Origin of the sequence: Rhodococcus sp. T9N (genome assembly GCF_024436645.1) — a bacterium.
Taxonomy (GTDB): domain Bacteria; phylum Actinomycetota; class Actinomycetes; order Mycobacteriales; family Mycobacteriaceae; genus Rhodococcus_F; species Rhodococcus_F qingshengii.
Genome location: NZ_JAMSKS010000021.1, coordinates 1 through 11,901, shown reverse-complemented (window position 1 = coordinate 11,901; position 11,901 = coordinate 1). Strand labels below are relative to the sequence as shown.

The following is an 11,901-nucleotide window of genomic DNA, read 5'->3' as shown; positions in this document are numbered from 1 at the left end:
TCGAATAGCATTCGGAGAATGTATGTGTTCGGTTCCGACTTCGGTGCCAGGTGGGATGTCAGATTCACATTCGAGCCGTCACCGGAACTCCAAGAGGTACTCCTGACCGTGATCGCCCGGATCTCGCGCGACACCCTCCGCTTCGATGGAATGCGGGAGTTCGATCCGGGGGTGTGGCGCGTCGACATTCGACGAGACGTGTTCCCAGTTCCTGGGCTCGTTCTCAGTTTGGGAGTGAACAATCAGGACGGTAGCGGGTTCGGGATCTCCAGTGGCCTCGATACTTTGGCCGCAACCATCGAGATCGCGCACAACTTCCAGGACTACAATGAATGGCTGCAATGGCCGACTCTGCCCAGCGGCGGACACCTGGATCCCGGAATAGTCAACGGTGAGGCAACGTGGATGCTGCACGGCGAGGTTGTCGCCCCGATCGGAAAGCTCACCGAGTATCTCGAACTGCTGGACCATTGAGCCACACACTCAAATTGGTCTCGTACCAACTTAGGAAGTAGGTGAGAACACTCAAACCAATCAACAGTGTCGTAAAGAGTCCGGCGCACAACACGAAGCGTTCAAAATCCATCACTGCACCTCAACTGTCTCCAAGCTGGATCACGCTAGACGGATCCGATACAGTCTCGGCTCGTGCGAACAACGTCGCCAACGAAATCACCGCAGCCGTCCATGCTTGTTCCGGCGGATCGGGCGTGGTATTTGCCGACGTCCATTGACTCCACCATTCGGCGCTCATCTGTTCGTTCAGCGTGATCACGCTGTCGCAGAGCCTGTCGATTTGATCTCCGTTCGCCCGCCTCCACTCGCCGTTACCTTGTGAAGTGTCGAAGCTGGAAAGTGCTGCAATCAAAGCGAATCCCGGTTCGCGGGAGATCGACTCCCTCTCCCCGAATGTGCGATTGTTGAATCTTGCCTTCCGGTCGAACGCTGCTCTCACGCGTGGGACCCACGCATCCTTGCCTGGATGATCACGGAGCCAATCCTCGAACCCGGCCGCCTTCTCCCAGTGATAGTCGGGCGCCGGAACGCCCCACAGAATCTCCACATCGTCGACGTACCGTGCCCATTTCCAATCAGGAAATCCTGCATCGCGCCGCAGATCAGAATAGCGCCCCAGAGAATGCCATCGTTGCCGACCGAGTCTGCATTGCACCGTATCTGCGCCTGCCGAATCAACGCGACACCGGCCGCGAACAGGTTCGCTTCATCACCAGAAAGCCCGGCAGCCTCCAATTGCCCAGCTGGCACAAAATCCTGGATCCATGTCACAGCCAGCCCAGATTCCCGCTCAAGTCTGAACCTTTGCATAGCAACAACATCGTCGAAAAGTCCAAGCCACGCACGGTCTTCCGAACACCTCGGCTCCCTATCACCAGCCAGGTACCGCCGCCCTGGTTTCGTCCCCACGTCGGCGGCGTCCGCTGCCACCAAAATAGCTCCCGCCAACCAGGATCCGTGAAACTCTGGAGTCACCAGCTGCGCACGCAATTGGTCGGCGTCGTTCTTCCACCACAGGACACCGTGATGTTGCTCGACTGCGATGCGCGCCAGCTCGAAAGTTGGGTCGTAGTAGCCGAAGCGTTCTTGCAGCAACATGATTCGTCGTCCTTGATCCGACGCCGGGTACTTGGACCAACTTCGCCTGAGCAACTTGCCCCAATTCGATGGCTTCCTCGGCATCGGACATGCCCGATCCACCGACCATGAAAGCTGCTGTCGCCAGTCCTCCCTGAGAGGAGGAAGTGACGACGAGGTGAACGCCAACCGCTCGCAGATAATTTGTGACGCTATATCCAGAGTTTCCGTCATTGCACCCGATCCCCGTGTGTTGATTGAACTAGCTCTCCCAAGTCGACGACATATCCCATACATAGTCTCACCGGCACATGACATCCCTGACTCGAAGAAAACCACTCACCCGCCTCAACACGACACCAGCACCCCGCCCGGTCATTTGTCTTGCCGCCGCGGTGTTCGGTCGACGAACTCCCAGAACCCAGTTATCGCGAACGCTGCCGCGACACCCCCTCCGACGATGATCGGAACACTCATCCACCAAGACAGCTCAAAGAAGCCTGAGAGGACGGTCAACCCGCCGATCACCAACGCAATGAACCCTGCACTCAACACAACGCGTTCGAAAACCATCACAAACACCTCCTGTTTCCACCCGGCCGGATCAAGGCGACGGCGGCAGCAGCATCCCCCGCTCAAAGCAGAGTCACCTTGTCCGACGTTTTGATCGGCGCACCGTCCGGCCCCGCGATGTACGTCGAAATCCAAATCGGGTGATGCCGCTGCTCACTCGGATACCACTGCCGCTTCCAATGACCTCGAACCGTCCACCTGTGCGAGTACACCCGCGACGGAGACCCGTCCTCGCCCACTGCCGGACGAGATCCACCACGAGAACGGTACGACAAATACGTCACCACCCCCGGCTTGCGACGTCTCCCACTCAACGACGACTTCGCAGTCCGAATTGTCGACGACTCCACCAACGCGCTCTGCCGAAGCATGTGCGTGAACGAAAGGAAAACCGCCAAGATCTGCTCGGACGTCCACCCCTGATAAATACCCTTGCGGGACCAATCCGGCGCATCGTCAGGCATCCCCGGGGTGTACCCGCCGACATTCTGAAGTGTTGGCGGGGAATCACTCTCCGGCGCACTCAATTCCGCCTCGGCAAACGGCATCGGCAAGTACTTGTGCTCGCCAAACCTGTACCCCCACCCAACCTTCTTCTCCCCCTGGTTGACGATGAAATCCCGAGCGCCCGTGGTCGGCACCAATTGAACCGAAAGCAGATCATCGATGGTGTTCCACAGCAACACCAACCCGCCCTCATCTTGCGTCAGATAGGCGACGCCAGATGGCGAGGGCAGATCAGCGAGTGTCACACCGACATCCGCCGAACCTTCGCTTCCCGCCAAAATCAGTGCCGTCATTTCCTCGGACGCGAAATAGGCGTGCCGATCCAAGGTCGCTCGGCTGGTGCACCGATATCCGCAGTACATGACAAGCATGTCTTCCTCATCGGCCGCTCCGTAGTACGACTTCTGAGTTCCACCCAACATGAAGTACCGCTCGGGATCCGCGGCCAACACCGCGGCTGGTTGACCGTGTAGATCGGTCCACCACTTCAACGTCGGCCCGACAACTCCCGATGCGTGGAAACTCCGCAACTCCCACACCACGAGACCCCACGGCTCCAGATACTGCACGACAGGTGTCGAAGCCTCGTCGAACGCATCCAACAACAACGGCATCTGCGACGGCTTCAACTCACCAGTCGACAACGCCATATCCGCTCGCTGCCGAACTGCAAGTCCATGCCGGAGATCATCGCCAGGCGAATGCCTCGCAGGGGCCTGCCGCACAACAGCTTTCCGTTTGCTCTTCGCCTTACCCATCACAACCCCCGTCGTTGATTCTTCCCGAAAATCCAGATCCGCCCACGCCGCCAGAAGAATCAAACGCCGCGAACCAGCCTTTCCTGCCCCAAAGACCTCCCCCACATCATGCCCGCACTACACAGATGGTGAGAGACCACGGCGCCATGAGCACGGTCACTCGTCAGACGTCGCGCTTTCCCGGTTCTTCCACAACCGCCTACCGGCACTCGCTTCCTGTAAGTCGTTGTCGGTCATCCCCTCCGGACGATCACCGACCACTCCCTCGATCACCGACCACCCAACCTCGAGATGATCCGCAGTCTCCAGCGCCCACACCAGCCGCTCCAATTCGACAGGCGCCCCACGCAACTTCGGTGAGTTCCCCAAATGCACAGGCTCTTCAATCGACAGTGCCAGCGCTGCAAGGCATTGCGCAGCTCGATCCAAACCCGTCTGAGCCACCGGCAACGGCAGCACCATCCCTCGACGGTCGATGCCGAACGCCACAACCAATCGGCTCAGCTCACCACCCGCAATCAGATGAACCGTGTCGGGAACAAACCCTGCGGGCATCCTTCGCGGGATATGGAATCGAACCCAGTCGCCATCGACGACAACCGGACGGCGACGATGATCCCCATCAGCGATCCACCCGACATCCTGCGCTGCCCCGGAGGGTTCGAGCGCACGACGCATCCAGGTGTCCGCCGGGTCCTCAATCGGACGCAGGCTCGATTCGATCGCTGACCGCAACCGCACCGGAACCTCCGTAAGCTTCACCTCCGCTACATCGATGGACTCCGGATACCCGTAGAAATCGGTCAACCACCGTGACAGCTCCGGGTCGATGTCAGGCTGCGCGACCAACCATGCCAGCCCCTCGAAAATATCCGTCGCCGGCGGCACCGCAGGCAAAACCGGATCAGCCTCCTCCGTCGACAACAACGCTCGACGCGACGCATCCACCCACGGATACTCTGCACGTTCGCGATAACGCGAAATCACCTGATCCCAAGCGGTATTGCCCAAACCCGCCAACTGCTCGACGACCCCGGGCGGTGCTGCACGAACACCACTGACAATCTCGTCGACCACCAACCGCAACCGCTGCCGGATCCTCGCCCTACTGGCCGCGACTGGCGGAATGCCGGCGAACACCGGAGTCGGCGCGGTCGCCGGCTCCGGAACCCACATCGCCACCGCAGCAGTGCTCGCATACCCTGGCCACCACAGAGGGAGGGGATGTCCGAGAATGCCGGCGAGATCGCGGGGATTCACATAGGGCATCCTGACGAACGATTCATCGAACGACGCTGGCACTTCGCACCCCTGTAGGTATGGTTCGTACCCGTACTGCTCCGATGCCATCCACACGATCGCACCCGCGTAACCGCCTGGGCCGTACCCGAGCGCAGCAGCAGTCTCGGCCGTCAACCTCGAGCCGGTGAACGCCCAATTGAAGCGCTCGCTTGCGTCAGGCTCGTCGATGACAAACGCCACGGTCAGCATCCGGGGCTCGCCGATATCGCCCAACCTCGCGTACCTCATCAACGCATATTGCTCCTTGTACGAAGGCTGCGACGAAAACTCCACCTGGGTATCGATGGTGACGAATTCCGTACGCAGATATCGCCATCGAACGGGCTGGCCCTCGACAGGCGGATCCAAATCCGGCAGAACCGTGACCGGCGCCCTTCCTTCGCTGACCATCCATCGCACGAAGTCGGGTTTCGTCCACCGTGGTGATCGGATCCGGGAATGCCGTGGATCGGGTGCCGGGAAATTCGGGTCTCGACGCCGCGCGTTCGCCAACTCTGAGGAGGACAATCCCAGGATTTTCCGCACGTCCGAAGACGTCAGCAGCTCAGGAAACTCATCTAGTCTCATAGATGTCATCTAACACTATTAAGTGTCATCGGAGGGATTTAAATGTCGGAACCTGGCTGAAACCAGACGTAACCAAAGAAAAAAGTTGGTATTTTCAAGATGAGACGCGTAATACACACAAATGTTGAGAATAAACGACTACATTGAGTGCATGACTTTCCTCGACAAGCTTCGACCACGCCAGGCTCGATCGAAAGCAACCATCCAAGGCACCCCCGCACACCAATCCATCGAAGGACTGAAAAACCTTGCCAACGAACGAAAGACACTGAACACAAACGAAATCCGACTGATCGAAACAGCCCGCAACCACGGAGAAACTTGGGAAACACTCGCCACAGCACTCGGAAAAACCTCCGCACAAGCCCTGCAGCAGCATTACCGCCGCCTCGGCGGCCGCCAATCCTGGCCAACCCGCCCCACCCCCCGAAACGAAACCACCACACCCACCGCCGTCGACGCCGCCGGCCGCACATGGCCAGTCTGCACAGTCGCCGACCTGCAACCCGGCGACCAAATGCCCCGCACCCTCGGCGACCTCCACAGAACCGACGGAATGTGGGTAACAATCACCCACATCAACCCAGGCGCAGACCCCCACACACTCCAAATCGGCTTCGACATGCCAGACAACCAACACGGCATATGGCCCAACGCCGACCCCGCGTGGACAACACCTTTCCGCCGAACATCAGAAATCACCGCACTGAAAACCAGCGCACAAGCACTCCTGTGGTGGGAAGCCCACGACCCACACCTCAACGAAGAACTCACCGAACAACTACACGCATTCGGGATAACACCCTCAAACATCGACGACGGCGACGCCATCGTCGCAGCACTCCACACCGCCACCCGAGACCCCGCAACCTGCTGGCAGATCAACAGCTGGAACGAACGCGCACAACAACACCTCCGACCCGACCTCGGAGACAACCAACACGCATAAAGCCCCACAAGCAGCACTCATCGAACGGACCAGCACCCCGAACAAGCGGGATCCGAGAGCGTGACCGCAGGTTAGGTACAGACACCGGGTCTTACGTAGTTGATCGCAACGCATTCGAAGCGCAGTGACCTTGTCCGCCTCATCATCCACCCCACACAGCGGCATCCGGGTCCCAAAACCCGAGGACAACCTGATTCGACAAAATCGGATCAAGACAGCGCCCTGCCACCACCAACGCCGAATCCAGCGTCAACACCCCACCAGGCAACCCCGAGACCGTCCGAGCAATCGCTTCGTAACCGGCAAACCACCCCACCGAAGGCACCGACATAGCGGCCGGCAACACCAACCCCCGACGTGCAGACTCCTGAGAGAGACCACGCGCCAACACATCAGCCGCGAAACGCCACGCAGAAATGATCAATACCAGATCAACCAAATCGTGATACCGCGACGACGGACCGCCATCCTGCCCGTACCGCCCATACATTGCACACACCTTGTCAGCGATCTGCGCCGGCAACGGATACAACGCAAACTCCGGCATCGCAGCCAAACCCTCCATCGCCACAATCGGTCTCGGGGACTGATAATCGACGTCACCGACCGCAACAAGCTCAGTGGAAAGGTCTATCGGAAAACTGAAGAGATACAGCGCGTCGTAATAGACCTCAACCTTCAGTTTCGCGCCATCGACACCACCAGTCATCGCGACAGGCTCATCGCGAATCAGAAAGCGAAGTGGATCAAGTTCACTCAGATCTGCCGCCGCCCGCAGATCTTCGACTGCCTCCTCGAGGCCCGCCGCAGTATGCAGGAGGTCGATATCCTGGCTGTACCGCGCATCTGGGAGCCGCACCAACAGCGACGCCCCACCTTTGAGCAACCACCGCCCCTCCGGTTGCGAGAAGATCCGCGCCAAGAAGCGCTGCAGATAGAACTCCCGCCGCAAATGCTCGAACGGGCGCCCTCGAAGTGTGGACTCCTTCTTCAGCCGGTCCGTCAGCGACCGCTTGAACGCCGCAGCTCCTCGACTTCGCGTCACTGCGCGCGTCGCTGGCGGTCGGCGATCTTCCGAGCAGCCTCGACCACGGGCATATCCACAGCAGCTGCCGCGTCCCGAAGACTCTGCATCGCAGGAGAATTGAGCTGCACCATCGACTCCTGAAAGCCATGCATCGTCGGAGAATTGAGCATCGCCAGCGAATCACGAACACTCTGCATGGTCGGAGAATTGAGTAGCGCTGCCGCATCCCGAAAGCTTTGCATCGCAGGAGAATTGACCAGCGCCATCGTATCTCGAAGACTTTGCATCGCCGGAATATCCATGAACGCGGAGTTCGGGAGATCAAGCACCCCTTGGCCAGCCAGACGCTGCCCCAGCGCACGCGTGGACTGAGGAATCCCAGCTTCCTCCAGGAAGCGACTCAGAAGAGCTTCGCCATCCCCCAGACGAACCCCGTACATATGCGCAAACGGCCGCAGCGCCTCACTCACACTCTCCGAATCCACACGATTGGTGACAACAGCGTCACGAACAATGCCCGCCAGATGCCCCCCATCAAGGAGCCCAGAGGCGAGATCGACGATCGTCATCAGCACCGTTGTAACCGGCAGCCCATCCTCGAGTGTCCACTCATCCGGCTCATAGGACGCAACGCGATACCGAACATCGCAAAGACGAGACTGCCGCCGCTTCGACGTCGCGAACTCCATCACATCCGCATCGACATCACCAAGCCCGTGAAGCCACGCAGCAGACCTGTGCGTCACCACCGCCGGAGACCCCTCACGCAGCCTCTCACCAGTAGTGGCACCGGGCTCGATCATCATCCACGCAGCCCGCAGCCGCTCGGACGGAACACTTGGCGCCCCACCGATCCGATAGACACCATGGCGGATCCGCTCCACCGTTCCAGCCTTAGCCATGCGCGCGACCTGCTGCGCAGAGAACCCCAGCTCCTTTGCTTGAGCCATGGTGAACAGACCCCACTGCTCCGACGACAGGTCAGCAAGGTCGAGAATGCGAGTATCGCTGGACATATGCACCACTATATCAGCGTAAATATCCACCAATCTGCAAAAGTTACAATCTCATTTGTAACTTTTGCAGCAGGCTGTGGAGAATAGTCGCATCACCAGAACCCGTACCGAACCGCACAACTAGCGCGAACCATTTCCGAGTCGGGTGGAAGACTTACATCAGTCCGGGATCGATCTCGATGAGAGCAAACTGCCCGCCGCCGCACTGGAGGAACTACCAACCGGAACACTCATTCGGTTGAGCGAACATCCTTTGGAAGTCAGCTTCGACGACGTCCTGACGGGGCGGACAGCGCTGCGTTACCCCGTATAACGCCAGAGCCTGTCCCGATTGGTCGATCGTCTTCGAACGGGAGTAACCGTGCCTGCCTCATCTTTACGCCGCAATCCGATGTCTGGATTGACTGTGAACGTCATAGGGCGGAAGCGCCCGCCCGAAGCCGAATCGGTCACTGCAGCGCTGGCAGCGCGGTCGCTACAGTTCCTTCGAGAGCTGGATCCGGTCTTCGACGTCGACTTTTACCAAACCGTCGGGGATCCGCTTCCCGACGGCGCCGGGGTCGAGCAGGCCTTGGGGTCGAATATCCGTCAGATCCTCGTACCTCCGACGGAAGAATCGATCGAAGCTGCATTGGTCGAGCGCAGGCACTCCCCCCACGCCACCGACGGTGTGTACCCGCTCTCGCTTCCGCGGCAGATGACCCTGTATTCAGATGCCGGCGACGTCAGAGTCGCTATCGGTTTCGGGGGCACCTCGGGGGCAGGCAAGTTCGTATGTGCCTTTGCCGACGAATCACTGATTTCGCTGTCGTTGAAGCTGGTCCAAGGGCTGACCGACATCTGGGACTCTCGCGTCACCGTGCTCTACCGCCGAACCGAATCATCGCCTCAGCGCAACGTACCGGGTGATGCGATCGTCGGTAGCTGCACGTACTTCGGCCCCGAGTTGCCGATCGAGGAAACACAGCTTCCGCCCAGCGTGGAGGTTCTGCCGCACAGGGACGGAACGATCGTCATCCAGAAGGATCCGTCCACACCGTTAATCGTCGACGACATCCGAAGCATCCGCGCAGCAGCAGGACTGCCAACCGAACGACCGGACATCCAACTCCCCAAAGGTTTTCGCCGACTGTAACCACCGCAGTGGTCACAGCCGGCCGTACAAAAAAAGAAGAACCCGCATCAGCCATGGAGAAAGATGCGGATTCGTGGTCGATTGCGTCGCCGGAGACTGGCGGCTTCCGCCTCTACCACCCTGCCGCGATGGCGCGGACACGCTGCTTACGGCGCGTGCCCTTGCGAGGGGCGGGTACATGCTTGGACGCGGCCGACGACCGACGCAACTCGAGGCGGGCCCGCAACTGCTCCGGGGAGGCCGGCATGGTCGCATCAGTCCTCTTCTTGGTGGCCATGGCCGGCTCCCTTCTGGTTATGCGGGCAGGTGGTCTATTCATACGAAACGAACAACGTCATGTCGTCCATTGGTCTGTCGGTAGTGAGCTGCCCGAGGGTTACGAGCATCTCGGAGACGTCTGTGTGCAGGTCAGGGAGCTCGCGGGCGACTGGTCGGTGGCCAACCCCGAACTCGTGGGAGCGAAGACCGCCGCCAGCGGGATCGGGAACCTCGACGAGGGTGTGGTCAGACCTGGGATCAAGCGCAGGCCACGGTCAATGTGGGCAACGATACTGATAACCGCAGAAGATGCCATCTTATTTCTCTTGGTGACCCAGCTTCACTAACCCCGCACCAACACCCGACACGCCCGACCGCGTGCGAAACGTCCTTGCCGCCCCCACAACACCCGCATTAACTATCCCCACACCAACACCCGACACGCCCGACCGCGTGCGGGGGTCTGCGACAAAACCCCACCAACCCCGCTTAACTACCCCACACCCACACACCGGAAAGGCACGCAACCATGACACGACGAATCGAACACATCGTCACCCTCGACCCCGACGACCTCGAAGCCCTACACACCATCTACACCAACAAAGGCAACGCCGACCCCATCGTCAACGCCTACCGACAAACACTCCGCGCAACCACACCAACCTGGCTCCCCACCACCAGCACCGCACTCACCCGCAACCACCTCACAGAACTCATCACCTCGATCAACACCCGACGCAACCTCATCACCACACTCGACGACAGCGACACCAAGACAACAGCACTCAACGAACACGACGCACTACACGAAATGCTCACCACCATGCTCACCCACCTCGACCGAACCACCATGCAGCCGAAATGACCCGTTACTCCCCATCCACCTCACGCGCAATCCGCCTCAGATACTCACGCGAATAACCAGTCCGCCTCACCAAATCCGAGTGCCGCACACCACTATCCAACGCAGCACGTATCGCCACATGTAAAGCAGAACGCCGGAACCGGCAGCTCTGAGCCGTTCACTTGCCGGCTGCGCGAGCCAACCTGCGGATTGTTTCGCGCGTGTAGCCAGTTCGGCGGACGATCTCGGCCTGAATTACGCCCTCGTTCAAGGCATTAAGGATCGCGGCGTGCAATTCGGCCCGCGCTTCTTCCGCTCGTGCCATCGCGGAATCGAAGTCGGAGACAGCGCGATCCAAACGATCCATGTCGCAATAGTAGCCGACGATGGACACTCGGTTGGCCAACCAAGGTTGCTTGCAACCGTGCAACTATGCCATGCCCCTAGGCCACATTTGTTGTCATGCCACATCGATAGGCGTACCGTCGAAACTCAAATCCCTACACAGACAAGGCCAACAATGATGTCGCTCACCTCGCCCAGCCTGATCCATGTTGGTCAACACGGAACATCTGCCAGCGGATTCGCCACAATCGCGTGGCTGGAAACCACTCCCGACGACTGGCCCCATGTCACACAAGACTGGGACGAAACTCGCGCACACGTCACCCACCGCCATCGAATTCCGGTCGACACCGAAATCCTTCGATCTGTGGAACCAGAAAGCTCAATCGTCAAACATCGCCGCCAACGTGCACTCTCAAACGCACTCCACACCATCAGTAACCAGAACATCCGCATCGGCAGCGTCTACACCCGCACCACCCCCGACACCCACAGGACCGAGCAGGACGCACTCCACACCGCACTCCTCCGACAAATCAACACTCGACTCGCAGACGATTGCAAGTTCGGAATCCTCTTCACCACAACAGAACTCCCCCCACCCCCAAAATTGGGCCTTAACCGAATCCTCGAGACCGCCACACCCGCACACACCTCCGCCGGCACGCAAATGGCCAACATCATCGCCTGGGCGGCGCACCAACACCTCACCCACCACGACCAACCGAACTTCTGCTGGGACCTCTACCAAGACCTCCGCCACATCGACATCTACGGCGAACCGCTTGCGATCGACACCGAAACAGACTGGCTGGAGCCGGATTTGGCCATCTCCAACTGCAAGAGATAAGCAGCACCCGCCCTGACTGAAGCCAAATTCTGTCGTACCTCTACGCAAGGATCCGCACATGACAGTTCGCGTAGTTCCCGGACAAACCGATCTCGCGACACTCCGACCGGAGATCGCCGGGGACTGTCTGAATAACGGTGGATCCGGTCCTTGATTCAACACGCCGAGCTGAGC

14 protein-coding genes are annotated in these 11,901 nt (G+C 59.5%); 5 read left to right on the top strand and 9 right to left on the bottom strand.

Annotation, left to right across the window (positions count from 1 at the left end; translation table 11 throughout):
• The first annotated feature begins 18 nt into the window (after positions 1–18).
• Positions 19–474, top strand: a complete 456-nt coding sequence (locus tag M1L53_RS26690; RefSeq protein WP_230793484.1) for a hypothetical protein — start codon at positions 19–21, stop codon at positions 472–474.
• A gap of 121 nt (positions 475–595) precedes the next feature.
• Here M1L53_RS26690 and M1L53_RS26685 read toward each other — a convergent pair whose 3' ends face one another.
• The 5 genes from M1L53_RS26685 to M1L53_RS26665 all read right to left on the bottom strand — a co-directional run bounded on the left by M1L53_RS26685 (position 596) and on the right by M1L53_RS26665 (position 5,123).
• On the bottom strand, positions 596–955 hold the full coding sequence (locus M1L53_RS26685) for a hypothetical protein (RefSeq protein ID WP_261949288.1): 360 nt from the start codon (positions 953–955) through the stop codon (positions 596–598).
• Entirely contained in the window at positions 952–1,614 is a 663-nt protein-coding gene (locus M1L53_RS26680; RefSeq protein ID WP_230793590.1) for a hypothetical protein, read from the bottom strand. Before M1L53_RS26680 ends, M1L53_RS26685 begins: the two co-directional genes overlap by 4 nt.
• Positions 1,615–1,968: 354 nt before the next feature.
• Positions 1,969–2,166, bottom strand: a complete 198-nt coding sequence (locus M1L53_RS26675; protein ID WP_230793589.1) for a hypothetical protein — start codon at positions 2,164–2,166, stop codon at positions 1,969–1,971.
• A 62-nt stretch (positions 2,167–2,228) separates the two neighbouring features.
• Positions 2,229–3,323 (bottom strand): hypothetical protein, encoded by a 1,095-nt coding sequence (locus M1L53_RS26670; RefSeq protein ID WP_230793588.1) that lies wholly within the window; start codon positions 3,321–3,323, stop codon positions 2,229–2,231.
• Between the two features lie 264 nt (positions 3,324–3,587).
• Positions 3,588–5,123 carry a hypothetical protein gene (locus tag M1L53_RS26665; RefSeq protein ID WP_230358848.1) on the bottom strand — a complete coding sequence of 512 codons (1,536 nt, stop codon included), beginning with the start codon at positions 5,121–5,123 and terminating at the stop codon, positions 3,588–3,590.
• 328 nt (positions 5,124–5,451) lie between these two features.
• Between M1L53_RS26665 and M1L53_RS26660 the strand changes: the two genes are divergently transcribed.
• A complete protein-coding gene (locus M1L53_RS26660) occupies positions 5,452–6,249 on the top strand; it encodes a hypothetical protein (protein ID WP_230793587.1) in 798 nt (265 codons plus the stop codon).
• Positions 6,250–6,391: 142 nt separating this feature from the next.
• Here M1L53_RS26660 and M1L53_RS26655 read toward each other — a convergent pair whose 3' ends face one another.
• Complete coding sequence (locus M1L53_RS26655) at positions 6,392–7,294, bottom strand: nucleotidyl transferase AbiEii/AbiGii toxin family protein (RefSeq protein ID WP_230793586.1); 903 nt, start codon at positions 7,292–7,294, stop codon at positions 6,392–6,394.
• Positions 7,291–8,292: a type IV toxin-antitoxin system AbiEi family antitoxin domain-containing protein gene (locus tag M1L53_RS26650; RefSeq protein ID WP_230793585.1), complete on the bottom strand. Its 1,002-nt coding sequence runs from the start codon at positions 8,290–8,292 to the stop codon at positions 7,291–7,293. The genes M1L53_RS26655 and M1L53_RS26650 overlap by 4 nt, the downstream gene beginning before the upstream one ends.
• A gap of 391 nt (positions 8,293–8,683) precedes the next feature.
• On the opposite strand from M1L53_RS26650, the gene M1L53_RS26645 reads away from it, so the two are divergent.
• Complete coding sequence (locus tag M1L53_RS26645; RefSeq protein WP_230793583.1) at positions 8,684–9,427, top strand: hypothetical protein; 744 nt, start codon at positions 8,684–8,686, stop codon at positions 9,425–9,427.
• 112 nt (positions 9,428–9,539) lie between these two features.
• On the opposite strand, the gene M1L53_RS26640 is transcribed toward M1L53_RS26645, so the two are convergent.
• A complete protein-coding gene (locus M1L53_RS26640) occupies positions 9,540–9,704 on the bottom strand; it encodes a hypothetical protein (protein WP_230793582.1) in 165 nt (54 codons plus the stop codon).
• 510 nt (positions 9,705–10,214) lie between these two features.
• Here M1L53_RS26640 and M1L53_RS26635 point away from each other — a divergent pair.
• Complete coding sequence (locus M1L53_RS26635) at positions 10,215–10,553, top strand: hypothetical protein (RefSeq protein ID WP_230793579.1); 339 nt, start codon at positions 10,215–10,217, stop codon at positions 10,551–10,553.
• Between the two features lie 157 nt (positions 10,554–10,710).
• On the opposite strand, the gene M1L53_RS26630 is transcribed toward M1L53_RS26635, so the two are convergent.
• Complete coding sequence (locus M1L53_RS26630; RefSeq protein WP_197940530.1) at positions 10,711–10,899, bottom strand: hypothetical protein; 189 nt, start codon at positions 10,897–10,899, stop codon at positions 10,711–10,713.
• Positions 10,900–11,055: 156 nt separating this feature from the next.
• Between M1L53_RS26630 and M1L53_RS26625 the strand changes: the two genes are divergently transcribed.
• On the top strand, positions 11,056–11,727 hold the full coding sequence (locus M1L53_RS26625) for a hypothetical protein (RefSeq protein WP_261949287.1): 672 nt from the start codon (positions 11,056–11,058) through the stop codon (positions 11,725–11,727).
• Positions 11,728–11,901 lie beyond the last annotated feature (174 nt).

Coding starts and splice junctions, on each gene's coding strand:
- M1L53_RS26630 (WP_197940530.1), bottom strand. CDS start 10,899: ATGGATCGTTTGGATCGCGCTGTCTCCGACTTCGATTCCGCGATGGCA.
- M1L53_RS26680 (WP_230793590.1), bottom strand. CDS start 1,614: ATGTTGCTGCAAGAACGCTTCGGCTACTACGACCCAACTTTCGAGCTG.
- M1L53_RS26645 (WP_230793583.1), top strand. CDS start 8,684: ATGTCTGGATTGACTGTGAACGTCATAGGGCGGAAGCGCCCGCCCGAA.
- M1L53_RS26660 (WP_230793587.1), top strand. CDS start 5,452: ATGACTTTCCTCGACAAGCTTCGACCACGCCAGGCTCGATCGAAAGCA.
- M1L53_RS26690 (WP_230793484.1), top strand. CDS start 19: ATGTATGTGTTCGGTTCCGACTTCGGTGCCAGGTGGGATGTCAGATTC.
- M1L53_RS26675 (WP_230793589.1), bottom strand. CDS start 2,166: ATGGTTTTCGAACGCGTTGTGTTGAGTGCAGGGTTCATTGCGTTGGTG.
- M1L53_RS26665 (WP_230358848.1), bottom strand. CDS start 5,123: ATGGTCAGCGAAGGAAGGGCGCCGGTCACGGTTCTGCCGGATTTGGAT.
- M1L53_RS26670 (WP_230793588.1), bottom strand. CDS start 3,323: ATGGCGTTGTCGACTGGTGAGTTGAAGCCGTCGCAGATGCCGTTGTTG.
- M1L53_RS26640 (WP_230793582.1), bottom strand. CDS start 9,704: ATGGCCACCAAGAAGAGGACTGATGCGACCATGCCGGCCTCCCCGGAG.
- M1L53_RS26635 (WP_230793579.1), top strand. CDS start 10,215: ATGACACGACGAATCGAACACATCGTCACCCTCGACCCCGACGACCTC.
- M1L53_RS26650 (WP_230793585.1), bottom strand. CDS start 8,292: ATGTCCAGCGATACTCGCATTCTCGACCTTGCTGACCTGTCGTCGGAG.
- M1L53_RS26625 (WP_261949287.1), top strand. CDS start 11,056: ATGTCGCTCACCTCGCCCAGCCTGATCCATGTTGGTCAACACGGAACA.